This window comes from Gluconobacter sp. Gdi, from assembly GCF_014132155.1.
In the GTDB taxonomy this organism is placed as follows: domain Bacteria; phylum Pseudomonadota; class Alphaproteobacteria; order Acetobacterales; family Acetobacteraceae; genus Gluconobacter.
Map to the genome: position 1 here is coordinate 17,781 of NZ_BLJQ01000012.1, position 14,571 is coordinate 32,351.

Sequence of the window (14,571 nt, forward strand, 5' to 3'; positions counted from 1 at the left end):
TCATTCAGTTCCGACATGACGGATCACGACGATGGATAACACGGCGACCGCATTTCACGAGGGCGAACGGCGTGCGCAGGCACTGGCTGGCGTGGCCGCACCTTCGAGCACTTTCATTCGCTCCTTCATGACAGAGCAGCATCGCACGTTCTTTGCATCGCTGCCTTATGTCGTGCTGGGTGCCCTTTCTCCCGACGGCTGGCCGGTTGCAACGCTTGCTACCGGCGTGCCCGGCTTTCTCTCAAGTCCTGACGAGATAACACTTCATCTCGCCTGGCATCCCCTATCAGGAGATCCTGTGGCTGAAGCGCTGGCGCCGGAACGCCCGATCGCGATCCTCGGGATCGAGTTTGCGACACGCCGACGCAACCGCGCCAACGGCACCGTTCTGGCGAACGACGCGGACGGCATCCGGATGCGCGTTCTGCAGAGTTTCGGAAACTGTCCAAAATATATCCGCCCACGTGAGCCACGATCGCTGCTTCGATTACCCGGTGCCGTGGAGAGATATCCGGCACCAGACGCTGAGGCGCGCGACGTCATCATGACCGCCAGCACATTCTTCATCGCCTCCTGCGCATCGTCTGTCGTCCACGGCGGCATGGATGTCTCGCATCGCGGCGGACCATCAGGTTTTGTGCAGCTCAACGGTGATGTCCTGACTGTTCCGGATTACCCAGGTAATCGTTATTTCAACACGTTTGGAAACTTTCTGGAAAATCCTCGGGCTGGTCTTCTCTTCATCAATTTCGACAACGGTGATCTTCTGCATCTGACGGGTGAGGCGTCTGTTTCGTGGAGCGGTGCAGGGCGTTCGTTTGATGTGCGTATTCGAGAGGTGATCCGACGCAGGAAGGCTCTGTCGCTCGGTTGGGTGGAGGGACCTGATATTGGGATCGTATCGTCGAGCCACGACGTATGACCGCAAACCGCATTCGTACTCCACGCATCGTAGAGCGTGTTATGGCGTATGCGTCACTTGGATTGCCACCGCTGTTCTGGGCCGGAAATTTTATCGTCAGCCGTGCGGTTCGCGATCTGACCGCACCCCTGACCCTGTTGACCGTCCGCTGGGTCGTTGCTTTTGTCTGCCTGTCGCCGTTTGCGCTCCCTATCATGCGCCGTGATGCTCCTCGTTATTGGCAGCATCGCTGGCTTATGCTCGGGACGGCGCTTACAGGGATCGTCGGCTTCAATGCCCTGATCTATGTTGGTGTACGAACGACCACGGCGAGCAACGCCCTTCTGATGAACGCGCTGATACCACTCATGATTGTTTTCTTCGGTGCGATCTTTTACCGGCAGCGACTTACACTCGCTCAGGGCGCTGGTCTGATACTTTCGTTGTTGGGCGTGTTCACGCTGGTTCTGCACGGCCAATGGTCACAATGGAGCGCCCTCGCGCTCGTGCCGGGAGATGCTGTTGTCCTTGCTGCGATGGCTTGCTTTGCGTTTTACACGCTCTGGATCCGTCGCCTGCCGGCAGACCTCGACCGGTTGGGTGTGCTGGGTGCTCATATCACGATCGGCGTCTGCCTCCTGTTGCCGCTCTGGTTCATCGCTCCGATAAGTGCGACATCTGCTCATTGGACGATTTCATTTGCCGCAGCTGCCTTATATGTGGGCATTTTTCCGTCCGTTCTGGCCTATTTACTCTACATGCGCGCTGTCAGATTTTTTGGTGCGGAACGTGCAGGCCTGAGCATTCATCTGATCCCGGCCTTTGGAGTCATACTCTCGACGTTGTTTCTTCACGAACGTCTGCATCTCTGGCACGCTACAGGCATTGTAGCGATTGCTTTGGGTCTGGTGTGTTCGTCTTTCCGGCAGGCCTCTGCACCGCCGACCAATGGCGGCGATGTCTCGCACGTTCGGGAAGTATGAGCCCAACGATATGGAGATCACCACACGATTAACTCTGATTGATGAGAGATCAGCATACTTGGGATTTTTGTTGCACTCGTCTTTTCTACTTATATCCGGGATGAAAAATGCAAGAAGTATGATCCCATTTTAGCTTCCATTTTCCACGAGGTAGGGTGGTTCACGACGGGCCAAATGCCCATCTGACAGAGGCCGTTGAAGCCCCAGCGCCTCCTCTGCTGGCGCATTCATCCACACATCCAGCTCATCCGGCTGCGTCAGAATCACCGGCATGGCTTTCGGATGGATGGCTCCAACTTCCCGGTTTGCCTCGGTGGTCAGAAATCCAAACAGGTCATCCGTTGTCTCTCCATCAGCCAGTTTCCGCACGGATGTCCATCGGCACCAGATACCGGCAAAGAAAGCCAGCGGCTCTCCGTCGCTGCGGGCAAACCACACAGGCTGTGATTTCCCATCAGGCAAACGCTCGGGTTCCGAGAACGCTGTCAGCGGCACCAAACAGCGGTGCTCCACCCCTTCCCAGCGCTTCCACCATGCAGATCCCGGATTGCGGATATTGGTCACACCGCGATCCACCTTATGGCCTTTCAGGTAACCGGGGGGGAGTCGGCATACCCCAGCGGGCCATGAGCAGTTCACGACCGCCTTCCCCGTTCCTCACAATCGGCGCCATCGTATTCGGGTAGATCTCCGGCAGCGGCTGGAGATTGCCCGTGCGATCCTCAAGAACTTTCGCGATCTCGCGGATCGCCTGCGGGTTGGAAGTCATGGAATAGAGATTGCACATCCGCCTGCTCCCTTACGACCACATGCCGCGTAATCTGGCTGCCATATCGATCCGCACCGACTTCACCGCCTCCTGCCTTGCCTGCTCTTCCGGTTTCACGACAGGCCATGACACGGCTTCGAACAAAGGCAGCATGTCCCGGTCGATGAAGCGTGTACGTGAAGCATAGACATGTCGGTCGCCCCGGCTGTGCTGGCCATGCACATAGAAACGCTGCGGCACCATGATATCGAGACTGTCTTTCGCCCTCGTCATGGCCACATAGAGCAGGCGGCGTTCCTCCTCGATATCGTCCTGCTCGCCCGTCGCCAGATCAGACGGAATGCAGCCATCGACTACGTTCATGAGGAACACATTCTTCCACTCCTGCCCCTTGGCGGAATGAATGGTCGAGAGGATCAGATAGTCTTCATCCAGCAACGGCACGCCAGCCTGATCGGACGTGGCATCCGGCGGGTCCAGCGTCAGTTCGGTCAGGAATTTCTCGCGTGACGGGTACCCTCCGGCAATCTGCTCAAGCTGCACCAGATCGGCCAGACGGGTGGAGGCGTCCTCGTGCAGCCGCTCCAGATGTGGCTCATACCAGTACCGCGCGGCTGCAATCTCGCCCGGCCAGCCGACCTGATGGCTGCCGAGAGCGGTCAGCATATTCACGAAACCCGCCCAGACCTCACCACTCCGCTGTGGCGCTTTGACATCCTTCAACGCCTCGAAGGGATGGGCATTCTCGCCCATCGTATCCAGCACGCGCCGGGCTGAACCCGGCCCCACGCCCGGCAGAAGCTGCAATACCCGAAAGCCCGCGATGCGGTCGCGTGGGTTCTGGGCAAAACGCAATAGCGCCAGCATATCTTTCACATGCGCACTGTCGAGAAACTTCAGGCCACCGAATTTCACGAACGGAATATTGAGCCGGGTCAGTTCCACCTCCAGCGTGCCGCTATGGTGCGAAGCCCGGAACAGCACAGCCTGCTGCTTCATTGGTGTTCCGGCCTCACGCTCTTCCAGCACTCGATCGGCAATGTAGTTGGCCTGCGCCGTGTCATCCCAGATAGTGACCAGTCGTGGCTTTTCCTCCGAAGCCCGCTCGGTCCACAGATCCTTGGTGAACCGCTCCGTCGCCTCGCCGATCACCGCATTGGCGGCATCCAGAATGGGTTTCGTGGAACGATAGTTCCTATCCAACGTCACGATGCGCGCCGGGGAATCGAAAGACACTGGAAAATCCAGAATGTTGCGCACGGTCGCCGCCCGGAAGGCATAGATGCTCTGCGCGTCATCACCCACCACCGTCAGGCCTCGGCCATCGGGCTTCATGCCCAGCAGCATCTCCGCCTGCAGCCGGTTGGTGTCCTGATACTCATCGACCAGCACATGATCCCATTTGCCGCCGATATCTGCGGCCAGAACCGGGTTGCTGACCATTTGCGCCCAGCACAGCAGCAGATCGTCATAATCCAGCACGCTCTGCTCCTGTTTCGCCGTGACATAACCGGCGAAAAGCTGTTTCAACTGGGCTTCCCAGCCCGCGCACCACGGATAGTGCTTCAGCAATACATCGGCGAGCGGCGCGCCTGAATTCACCACACGGGAATAGATGGCAAGGCACGTGCCCTTGCCGGGGAACCGCTTCTCGGTTTTGGAAAATTCCAGATCATGGCGGATCAGATTCATCAGGTCAGCGGAATCTTCGCGGTCATGGATCGAAAACGCCGGATCCATGCCGATCTGCTGGGCATACTCCCGCAGCAGCCGCGCACCGATGGAGTGGAACGTCCCAGACCAGGCCAGCGCGTCAGCGAGAGGTCCGGCCTTGTCGCCCAGCACGGTTTTGCAGATGCGTTCTACCCGCCGCGTCATCTCCACACTGGCGCGGCGCGAGAAGGTCAGCAACAGGATGCGGCGCGGATCAGCCCCTGAGGCGATCAGATGCGCGACCCGATGGGCCAGTGTGTTGGTCTTGCCCGAACCAGCCCCGGCGATGACCTGCAGCGGGGATGAATCCGCCCCGCCTGTCGAGACTCCGGTCCCGTGCGTGACAGCCTGTCGCTGGGCCTCATTCAGACGGGACAGATAATCATCGCTGCCCGAAGCAGGAGAAGGTTCTGGATTCAATTCCTTAGCGCACTTTCATCAACGATACTGATCGAACATCGCTAACCAGCATGCCGGATACAGAGCGAATTTGCATTGACTTGCGTAGCATGATTGGAACAAATCAGGAACATATAATCAGGAAATTTGCCTGCATAAGGGACGCCGAGCCGTGACATGACTGCTGAAACCCATAAAAAACCCGGTCTGGAGACGCTGCGGGCCGCGATCAGTCGTCTCGAAGGACAGACCAGTCGCAAGCGTGCCACACTGCCCTTTGGGTTAGCGGAGATCGACCGGAGACTTCCCGGTGGAGGGCTGACTCTCGGAGCCCTGCATGAGATCGCTGGAGGCGGCAACGACGCCCTCAACGCCGCTGCCGCCGCCCGTTTTGCTGCCGGTATCGCCGCACGTACACAAGGTCAGGTGTTATGGATTGTGACAGTTGCCGATCTGTTTACTCCCGCACTTCAGCAGGTTGGCCTTCCACCCTCGCGGGTGCTTTTTGTCGAGAGTGGCACCGATCGTGACGTGCTGGCCTGTTTCGAGGAAGGACTGCGTCATCCGGGCCTGGGCGCGGTGGTCGCCGAAGTCGGTCGCCTGACCATGACGGCTTCGCGCCGGTTGCAACTCGCGGCTGAAAGCGGTGGCGGCATCGGTCTCGCCCTCCGACGGTGGAGACGACAGAGGGATGCCGCTGATTTCGGGCAGCCGACGGCGAGCACCACACGCTGGCGGGTCTCGCTTCTGCCATCGGCGCCGCTGCCGGTTCAGGGGGTAGGGGAGAGCCGCTGGTTGCTGGAACTGATCCGGACACGATCCGGCGAAAGCGCCGACTTCGAGGTGGAGGTACGAAATGGACAGGCAGGATTGCGGATTGCCGGAAGTCCGGACAAAACAGCAGGAGCCGAGGCGAACCACGGTGATCTGGCTTCCGTTCTGGGCCACCGACCGGCTCCGCCGCGAACGGGGCGACGGCGCGCCTCCGCCTGAACAGCCACTGGTCCTCGCGGGGCGCGAGGGCAGTCGTCGCGTCGTGCTGGCCGCCGACCGCGCTGCCCGTAAAAGCGGGGTGGTGATCGGAATGCCAGTTGCCAAAGCGCAGGCGCTGATTCCGGGCCTGGTGGTTCAGGACGGTCAGCCCGAAGCGGACCGTGCGGCGCTGGAACGGCTGGCGCTGTGGCTGCAGCAGCGGGTCAGTCCCATCGTGGCGGTCGATGCGTCCGGCAAGTCGGCGGACGGGCTGGTTCTCGACACCACCGGAGCCGATCATCTCCTGGGCGGTGAGGCCACAATGTTACGTGACATTGTTCGTCGCCTGAACGGATCCGGTATCACGGCGAGAGCCGCCGTCGCTGATACGCTCGGAGCAGCCTATGCTGTCACGCGCACCACGCCGGGCACGGCGATTGTCGTTCCACCCGGAGAGCACGTCGCTACTCTGGCGGATATGCCGATCGCTGCTCTCCGCCTCCCGACCAACGTCGTTGCCGGAATGGCCGACCTCGGCCTGACTCGGGTCCGCGATCTCGAGAACGCACCTCGCGCCCCGCTGGTGCTGCGCTTCGGTCCGGAAATCACACGAAGGCTGGATCAGGCCTATGGCAGGGTGGAGGAACCCATCCTGCCGATCCGTCCGGTCGATCCCGTCGCGGTGTCGCGCAACTTCGCCGAGCCAATTGCCGCCGCCGAAACCATCGCGCGCTATATAGGCAAACTGGTGCCGCCGCTCTGCATCGGCCTCGAAGAACGCGGCCTCGGTGCACGGCGACTGGATCTCCTGCTGCATCGTGTCGACAACGCCGTGCAGGCGGTGCGTCTCGCGCTGGCTCGGCCCGTCCGCGATCCGAAGCATCTGCTGCGTCTTCTGTCTGACCAGATTGAGACCATCGAACCCGGGTTTGGCATCGAGCGTATGGAACTGATTGCCATGCTGGCCGAACCAGTGGAGCGGCGCCAGCAGGTCTCATCCCTGATTGAAGAACCGGAGGCCGATCTGTCCGGACTGGTCGATACACTGGCCAACCGGCTGGGCAGCGGGGCGCTTTACCGCGTTGTGCCAGTGGAAAGCGATGTTCCCGAGCGTTCAGTTCAGCGAGTACCGCCGCTTGCGCCAATTCAGGATACGACCTGGCCCGAAGGCTGGCCGCGACCGACCCGTCTGTTGCCGCGACCCGAGCCGATCGAGACCATGGCCATGCTACCCGACCATCCTCCGGTATTTTTCGTCTGGCGAGGCCTGCGCCACAAGGTGAAATGCGCAGACGGGCCGGAGAGAATATTCGGAGAATGGTGGAAAGGTGATGCGGAGCTGACCACGGCGCGGGATTATTTCCGCGTCGAGGATACGTCTGGCGAGCGATTCTGGCTGTTCCGCGCCGGTGACGGCGAACACGGCGAGACCGGATCGCAACGTTGGTTCCTGCATGGGCTCTTCGCATGAGCGCTTCGGCACCGCGCTACGCCGAACTTCAGGTCACGAGCTATTTCTCCTTTCTGCGCGGCGCGTCGTCGCCCGGTGAACTGTTCGGGCAGGCGAAGGCGCTCGGGATCACGGCCCTCGGTGTTACCGACAGGAACACGCTTGCCGGCATCGTTCAGGCGCATCTTGCCGCAAAGGAATTCGGGGTGCGCCTGGTTGTCGGCTGTCGCCTCGATTTGGAGGACGCGCCGCCCGTGCTGGTCTATCCGACCGACCGGGTCGCGTATGGCAAGCTGTGCCGCCTGCTGACGCTCGGCAAGGCCCGGGCGGGGAAGGGGAAGTGCCGCCTGCTCTGGCGTGATCTGGTGGAATGGGGCGAAGGACTGCTCGCCGTGCTGGTGCCGGATGTCGCCGACGAGGAGTGTGCGGCGCATCTGCGGCGGTTGCGGGAGGCGTTCGGTGACCGCGCCTATATGGCGCTCACCCTGCGCCGCCGCCCCAACGACCAGATGCGGCTTTACGACCTGGCCAATCTCGCCCACGCCCAGCGCGTGAAGACTGTCGTCACCAACGACGTGCTGTTCCATACCCATGATCGCCGCATCCTGCAGGACGTCGTCACCTGCATCAGGCACAACACCACCATCGAGCACGCAGGCTTTGCCCGGGAGCGTCACGCCGACCGTTACCTGAAACCACCGCCGGAGATGGCGCGGCTGTTTGCGCGGTATCCTGAGGCGATCGACCGCACGATGGAGATCGTCGAACGTTGCCGGTTCTCTCTGGACGATCTGGCCTATCAGTATCCCGACGAGATCGAGATTCCGGGCCAGACCCCGCAACAGGCGCTGGAGGACCTGACATGGCAGGGGGCGCGGGAGACCTATGGCGGCATAATCCCGCCGGACGTCGAGACGATTTTGCGCCATGAACTCACGCTCATCGGGCGCATGCAATACGCGCCGTATTTCCTGACGGTGCATTCCATCGTTCGTGAAGCGCGGCGACGGGACATTCTCTGCCAGGGACGGGGCTCGGCGGCCAATTCCGCCGTGTGCTTCGTGCTCGGCATCACCGCCATCGACCCATCGCGCACCACGCTCCTGTTCGAGCGGTTCATTTCCGAGGAACGGGGCGAACCACCGGATATCGACGTGGATTTCGAGCATGCTCGACGCGAGGAGATCATCCAGTGGGTCTACGATCATTACGGTCGCGACCGCGCGGCGCTGACCGCCGTGGTGATCCGCTACCGCGCCAAGGGCGCGTTGCGCGACGTCGGCAAGGTGATGGGGCTACCGGAGGACGTGATTGCTCTGTTGAGCAAACAGATCTGGGGCTGGTCGCGGCATGTCGAAGCAGAGAAATTTGCCGAGACCGGGATCGATCTGACCGACCGGTGCATCCGCCTGACGCTGGACCTCGCGCGCTGTCTGATCGGTGTACCGCGCCATCTCTCGCAGCATCCCGGCGGGTTCGTGCTGACCCGCGACCGGCTGGACGAGCTGGTGCCCATCGAGCCGGCGGCGATGGATCAGCGCCAGATCATTGAATGGGACAAGGATGATATCGACGCCCTGAAATTCATGAAGGTCGATATCCTGGCGCTCGGCATGCTGACCTGCATGAAAAAAGGGCTGGACCTGCTCGCTGCGCACAAGGGCCAGCATTTCACGCTTCAGACCATCCCGGCCGAAGACCCCCGGACCTACGCCATGATCCGCAAGGCGGACACCATCGGCGTGTTCCAGATCGAATCCCGCGCGCAGATGTCGATGCTGCCGCGCCTCAAGCCGCGTACCTATTATGATCTGGTGATCGAGGTCGCAATCGTGAGACCCGGCCCGATACAAGGAGATATGGTCCATCCGTATCTACGGCGCAGGGAGGGGCTGGAAGAGCCGGATTATCCGACACCGGAACTGGAGGAGGTGCTCAAGCGCACACTCGGCGTACCGCTGTTTCAGGAGCAGGTGATGCAGGTCGCCATGGTCTGCGCGGACTTCACCGCCGCCGAGGCGGACGGGCTGCGTCGGGCAATGGCGACGTTCAAGAACACCGGCACCGTGTCCCATTTCCAGACCCGTCTGCTCGAAGGCATGACGCGCAAGGGCTATCCGGAAGAGTTCGCGCAGCGCATTTACCAGCAGCTCGAAGGTTTCGGCTCCTACGGTTTTCCGGAAAGCCATGCGGCCAGTTTCGCCATTCTCGCCTATTCGTCGTCCTGGATGAAATGCACCCATCCGGACGTGTTTCTGGCCTCGCTTCTGAATTCCCAGCCGATGGGTTTCTACGCGCCCGCGCAACTGGTGCGCGATGCCCGGGACCACGGCATTGAGGTCAGACCGGTCTGTATAAATTCTTCCCGCTGGGACAGCACTCTTGAAGGCGAGGATGACGATCGCGGCTGTTTCGCGGTGCGGCTGGGGATGAGCCTGGTCAAGGGGCTGGCCAACGCCCATGCGGCGGCGCTCGTGGCGGCGCGGCTACGGCGGCCGTTCGCCTCGATCGACGATCTGTGGCGTCGGGCCGGGGTGCCGCAGGAAGCGCTGGTGCGTCTGGCAGAGGCCGACGCTTTCCGGCCGGCGTTCGGGCTGGCACGGCGCGAGGCGCTGTGGGCGATCAAGGGCCTGCATGACGAACCGCTGCCGCTCTTCGCCGCGGCTGCGCAGTCCCGCGAAACCGACGAGCCGGCGATGGCGCTGGTCCCGATGACCGACGGCGCCGAGGTGGTGGGCGATTACAACCATCTTGGGCTGAGTTTGCGCGCCCACCCCGTGTCGTTCCTGCGGGAGGATCTGCGGCAACGCCGGATCGTGCCCTGCGGCACGGCCATGGTGCTGCGTGACGGTAAACGGGTCGAAGCGGCCGGACTGGTGCTGGTGCGCCAGCGGCCCGGATCCGGCGAGGGGGTGTGTTTCATCACGCTGGAGGACGAGACCGGCATCGCCAATCTGGTCATCTGGCCCGACATCTTCGAGAAATACCGATCGATCATCCTCTCGGCCAGCATGGTGGCCGCCAGGGGGCGCGTCCAGCGCGAGGGGGATGTCGTGCATCTGGTGACGCTGGAACTCACCGATCTGTCCGGATTGCTCCGTCAGGTCGGAGCGCGGGGAGGGGACGACGATCCGGCCAGTTCGGGTCTCGACAGGCTCAGTTTCAGGTCACGGAATTTCCATTAGAAGCACCTTCAGGCTTTTCCTTGACACCCATTTTGGCTACCGTGGTCAGTGGCGTGTGGAAACGCTTTTTGCACTGGGCGGCCTCCTATGTCGGGTGGCCTGCCAAATAGAACACCTGGACCTATGGTCTCGCGGTGAACGGCTTCGGTTGTCCACTGTAGGGAAATAGGCAGGAGGTGGATACGCCCAGCGCAAAACACCTTTCCAACCGCCCGACGCCAGGGAATGGCGGGGTGAATTGCGCGTTAACAGAATTGTACCGACCGGTCACTCCTTGCGTCGATCATTGATTTCGTTTTGTCTCCAAACTTGATGCGCCGGGGACAGGTGATCTGCTCCGGCGGAAGAAACCAAGGAACGACCGGTTATGACATTACCAATACTCTACAACTGTCCCCCATCGGGAAACTGCTACAAGGTTCGGCTGTTCGCAGCGCTGACGGGCATTGAACTTGACATTCAGGATGTCGACCTTGTGGCAGGAGCACATAAAACAGCCGCGTTCACCGCCCTCAACCCCTGGCAGCAGGTACCGGTCCTGCAGGACGGAGAGACCGTGATCTGGGATTCTCAGGCCATTCTCGTCTATCTGGCGGAAAAATACGGCAAGACAGACTGGTGGCCGGCAGATCCGGCAACCCGGGCAGCCGTCATCGAGTGGCTGTCGGTGAGCGTCAATGAAATCCAGCATGGTCCGGCAGACGCACGGCTTGTGAAATTGTTCGACTATCCCCTGCGTTACGACGATGCCGTACGTAACAGCCAGCGAACGCTCAAGGTCATTGACCAGCATCTGAGCACCCAGAAATGGCTGTCAGCAGACCGACCCACTATCGCGGATTGTGCCGCCTATCCGTATCTCGCACTGGCGCCGGAGGGCGACATCGCCCTTGATCCTTACCCGTCATTACGGCGCTGGATCGATAACATGGAAAAGCTGCCGGGCTATGTTCCCGTTGATCACTAAGCGATTTTACGCATGGCTACATCCGTGCCCGTTCTTTCCTCATGGGGAAAGCCGTGCACCTCGAAGCGGCTATGAAGAGGGAAAGTGAAGTTGGGAATTCCGTGACGGGTTGAGAGGGTAGGAGAGAGTCTCCTGTCCGCCCGTCATGGAGTTTTTCGCCATGGCAACCGCCGTTTCCAAAATCGCGCTCAGTTCCTCGCGTGACATTCCGTTCAACAAGCTGGTCCTGTCCCAAGCCAATGTCCGGCGTGTGAAGTCCGGTCTTTCGATCGATGAACTGGCCAAGGATATCGAGCGCCGCGGGCTGTTGCAGAGCCTGAATGTCCGCCCCGTCCTCGACGACAGCGGGGCCGAGACCGGCACCTACGAAGTCCCGGCTGGCGGGCGACGTTTTCGCGCGCTCGAACTGCTGGTGAAGCAGAAGAAGCTGAACAAGACCGCCCCGGTGCCCTGCGTCGTGCGCGAGGCAGGATCGTCCATACTCGCCGAGGATGATTCTCTCGCCGAAAACGTCCAGCGCGTGGCCCTGCATCCGCTGGATCAGTTCCGGGCCTTCCGCGACATGCTCGAAAAAGGCATGTCCGAGGAGGAAATCGCGGCGGCGTTCTTCGTGCCGGTCACGGTCGTCAAGCAGCGTCTACGCCTGATGAGCGTCTCCGAAAAGTTGCTGGACGTCTACGAACAGGATGGCATGCGGCTTGAGCAACTCATGGCGTTTTCCATCAGCGATGATGCGGCGCGTCAGGAGCAGGTCTGGGAAATCGTCGCCCAGAGCCATAATCGCGAACCTTACGTCATCCGGCGGATGCTGACCGAAAAGACCGTCCGGGCGTCGGATGCCCGTGCGCGGTTTGTTGGTCTGGACGCCTATGTCGCGGCAGGCGGCCATGTCATGCGCGATCTGTTCGAGGACGATGATGGGGGCTGGCTGCAGGATCCCGCTATCCTCGATCGTCTCGTGATAGAGAAACTACAGGCAGCCGCCGAGGAGGTCAGGGCCGAAGGCTGGAAATGGGTCGAGACAGCCCTGTCGTTCCCCTGGGGGCACACCCGCCATCTGGTCGAGATCGACGGGACGCCGGCGCTGCTGTCCGAGGACGAGGCCGCGCGTCTGGCCGCCCTGCGTGCGGAGCAGGAAACCATAGAAGCGGAATACGCCGAGGCCGACGAACTGCCCGACGAAATCGATCATCGCCTTGGCGAGATTGAACAGGCCATCGAAGCCCTTGAAACCCGTCCTGCAATTTTCGATCCGGGCGACATCGTGCGGGGAGGAGCCTTCGTCAGCCTCGACAGCGACGGCACCCTGCTGATCGAGCGCGGGTTTGCCCATCCGGAAGACCTTGAAGATGAAAACCTCTCCGACGCGCACGATCCTGCGGCAGCCCTGGAAGACGGCGCCACTTCCGAGGACCATGCTGACGACACGACTGCCGGCACGACGGGACAGCACACTGCGCCCGACGACGCCGAAGACGAGGATGATCTCCGCCGCCCCATCCCGGATCGCCTGCTCTCCGAACTGACGGCGTGGCGGACACTGGCCCTTCGTGATGCGTTTGCCAGCAACCCCGATGTGGCGCTGACCGAATTCCTGCATACGCTCTGCCTCAGCCTGTTCCGCGACGATCGCAGCGGTGCCTGCCTCGAAGCCGGGGTGCGCGTTGTCGGGTTCCCGATCCAGGCGCCCGATCTGGGCAGCAGTCTGGCGGCCCATGCCCTGCGCGCGCGGCACGAAGGATGGAAGCAGGATCTCCCGCAGGACGAGGACGAACTCTGGGCGTGGCTGGATCGGCTGGATGAGACCAGTCGTTCGGCCCTTCTCGCGCACTGCCTCTCTTTCGGGGTGAATGCCCTGTTCGAGAAGGTCAATCCGCACGGGTCAGTTTCTCCGCGCGCGATTGAGCGCCGACTGGCCCGCAGCAACCGGCTGGCATCGGCCCTGCGCCTTGATCCGGTCGAGGCGGGCTGGCAGCCGACGGTCGAAAACTATCTCGGTCGCGTGACCAAGCCGCATATTCTGGACGCCGTGCGCGAAGCACGCGGTGAACAGGCGGCGGGGCTGATCGCGCATCTCAAGAAAGCGGATATGGCCCGTGAGGCGGAACGGCTGCTCGAAGGTTTCGGCTGGTTGCCCGAAGCACTGCGTGCGGGGCTGCCTGAGCATGCCGCGCCTGACGAGGAACAGAACCACACAGCGGAAGACGTGGAACTGCCGGCCTTCCTGAACGCCGAGATCGCCGCTGAATAACCATTTCCCAACCACTCAGGGCCGTGATCCCGAGGTTCGCGGAGTCACGGCCCGCCCTTTCTTCCAACTGTATGATCCGATGGAGCTTGTCATGTCAGAAACATCAGGCGTCCCCGCCACCCCTGAAGCTGCCCCGGTTGACTATACGCTGCGCTGGCAACGTCACGAAGCAGCGCAGAGAGATGCGGCGGTGCAGAACCGGCGGATTGTATTCGCCACACTCGCCCTTCACGGCATCACCCAGGTCAAGGTCTCCTTTAATGGCGAGGGGGACAGCGGCCAAATAGAGGATATCACTGTCACGCCCGAAGACCAGGCCGACATTCTTCAGCGCGAAATTGCCATGAAGACCACGTCATGGCCCGATGCTGACGTTACCCAGGTGTCCGGCTCCCTCAACGATGCGATCGAGAATGTCTGTTACGACGCCCTTGCACAGACGCATGGCGGCTGGGAAAATAATGATGGCGCATATGGCGATATCATTTTTGACGTGCCTGAGCGAACCGTCACGCTTGAATTCAACGAGCGCTATACGTCCTCGGAATATTACGAACATAGCTGGACAGAGGAGGCCGACCATGGCGCATAGTTATCATCATGCCCTCTCTTCCGTGCGGCAGTGGGGTGGAACGGTAGACGATTTCCTGCCAATTCATGACTTCTTCGACGAGTCCAAGCGGATATCGGCAGACTTCCGTCACAGGGCCTTGCGGCATCATGCTGAAGGGATCTACCTCGCGGAGCGGATATTTGGTGTCACCCTTACGCTTTCAACGGGCAGGGTCGTGCCCGTCCGGCTGATCGGTGAGCAGCATATGCGCGAAGATTTCGGCTTTATCCCGAGTTTTGTAGACTGGCTGAAGGAAATCCGGCCGCAACCGTGGATGGGACGGGCGAAGTCTCCGCATCAGATGCTGGAGACCGACCTCGACAACTCATGATAACGTTCTGAACACTCTATTATTCTCTATGGTCATG

General features: G+C 61.1%; 10 protein-coding genes and 1 pseudogene. 9 read left to right on the top strand and 2 right to left on the bottom strand.

Features of this window, described 5'->3' with window-relative positions:
* The first annotated feature begins 31 nt into the window (after positions 1–31).
* Both JN414_RS14050 and JN414_RS14055 read left to right on the top strand, forming a co-directional pair.
* Complete coding sequence (locus tag JN414_RS14050; RefSeq protein WP_035378712.1) at positions 32–922, top strand: pyridoxamine 5'-phosphate oxidase family protein; 891 nt, start codon at positions 32–34, stop codon at positions 920–922.
* On the top strand, positions 919–1,884 hold the full coding sequence (locus JN414_RS14055) for a DMT family transporter (protein WP_035378710.1): 966 nt from the start codon (positions 919–921) through the stop codon (positions 1,882–1,884). The genes JN414_RS14050 and JN414_RS14055 overlap by 4 nt, the downstream gene beginning before the upstream one ends.
* A gap of 129 nt (positions 1,885–2,013) precedes the next feature.
* On the opposite strand, the pseudogene JN414_RS14060 reads toward JN414_RS14055, so the two are convergent.
* Positions 2,014–2,671, bottom strand: a pseudogene (locus tag JN414_RS14060) (SOS response-associated peptidase).
* Between the two features lie 12 nt (positions 2,672–2,683).
* Positions 2,684–4,786 (bottom strand): ATP-dependent helicase, encoded by a 2,103-nt coding sequence (locus JN414_RS14065; protein WP_202208482.1) that lies wholly within the window; start codon positions 4,784–4,786, stop codon positions 2,684–2,686.
* A gap of 156 nt (positions 4,787–4,942) precedes the next feature.
* Here JN414_RS14065 and JN414_RS14070 point away from each other — a divergent pair, with 156 nt between their 5' ends.
* The 7 genes from JN414_RS14070 to JN414_RS14100 all read left to right on the top strand — a co-directional run bounded on the left by JN414_RS14070 (position 4,943) and on the right by JN414_RS14100 (position 14,534).
* Positions 4,943–5,758, top strand: a complete 816-nt coding sequence (locus tag JN414_RS14070) for an ImuA family protein (protein ID WP_228120624.1) — start codon at positions 4,943–4,945, stop codon at positions 5,756–5,758.
* A gap of 7 nt (positions 5,759–5,765) precedes the next feature.
* Positions 5,766–7,208, top strand: a complete 1,443-nt coding sequence (locus tag JN414_RS14075; RefSeq protein WP_255494198.1) for a DNA polymerase Y family protein — start codon at positions 5,766–5,768, stop codon at positions 7,206–7,208.
* The gene (locus tag JN414_RS14080; RefSeq protein ID WP_086898285.1) at positions 7,205–10,372 is read left to right on the top strand and encodes an error-prone DNA polymerase; all 3,168 of its coding nucleotides are present in this window, start codon (positions 7,205–7,207) and stop codon (positions 10,370–10,372) included. The genes JN414_RS14075 and JN414_RS14080 overlap by 4 nt, the downstream gene beginning before the upstream one ends.
* 367 nt (positions 10,373–10,739) lie before the next feature.
* Positions 10,740–11,339: a glutathione S-transferase family protein gene (locus JN414_RS14085; protein WP_035378701.1), complete on the top strand. Its 600-nt coding sequence runs from the start codon at positions 10,740–10,742 to the stop codon at positions 11,337–11,339.
* A 160-nt stretch (positions 11,340–11,499) separates the two neighbouring features.
* The gene (locus tag JN414_RS14090; protein WP_194265284.1) at positions 11,500–13,590 is read left to right on the top strand and encodes a ParB/RepB/Spo0J family partition protein; all 2,091 of its coding nucleotides are present in this window, start codon (positions 11,500–11,502) and stop codon (positions 13,588–13,590) included.
* A gap of 91 nt (positions 13,591–13,681) precedes the next feature.
* The gene (locus JN414_RS14095) at positions 13,682–14,182 is read left to right on the top strand and encodes a DUF6878 family protein (RefSeq protein WP_035378699.1); all 501 of its coding nucleotides are present in this window, start codon (positions 13,682–13,684) and stop codon (positions 14,180–14,182) included.
* Positions 14,172–14,534 (top strand): DUF6915 family protein, encoded by a 363-nt coding sequence (locus JN414_RS14100; RefSeq protein ID WP_194265283.1) that lies wholly within the window; start codon positions 14,172–14,174, stop codon positions 14,532–14,534. Before JN414_RS14095 ends, JN414_RS14100 begins: the two co-directional genes overlap by 11 nt.
* Positions 14,535–14,571: the final 37 nt, after the last annotated feature.

Bases quoted from the DNA above. Each gene is read 5' to 3' on its own strand.
- JN414_RS14050 (WP_035378712.1), top strand. From the start codon at position 32: ATGGATAACACGGCGACCGCATTTCACGAGGGCGAACGGCGTGCGCAG.
- JN414_RS14080 (WP_086898285.1), top strand. From the start codon at position 7,205: ATGAGCGCTTCGGCACCGCGCTACGCCGAACTTCAGGTCACGAGCTAT.
- JN414_RS14100 (WP_194265283.1), top strand. From the start codon at position 14,172: ATGGCGCATAGTTATCATCATGCCCTCTCTTCCGTGCGGCAGTGGGGT.
- JN414_RS14090 (WP_194265284.1), top strand. From the start codon at position 11,500: ATGGCAACCGCCGTTTCCAAAATCGCGCTCAGTTCCTCGCGTGACATT.
- JN414_RS14095 (WP_035378699.1), top strand. From the start codon at position 13,682: ATGTCAGAAACATCAGGCGTCCCCGCCACCCCTGAAGCTGCCCCGGTT.
- JN414_RS14085 (WP_035378701.1), top strand. From the start codon at position 10,740: ATGACATTACCAATACTCTACAACTGTCCCCCATCGGGAAACTGCTAC.
- JN414_RS14055 (WP_035378710.1), top strand. From the start codon at position 919: ATGACCGCAAACCGCATTCGTACTCCACGCATCGTAGAGCGTGTTATG.
- JN414_RS14070 (WP_228120624.1), top strand. From the start codon at position 4,943: ATGACTGCTGAAACCCATAAAAAACCCGGTCTGGAGACGCTGCGGGCC.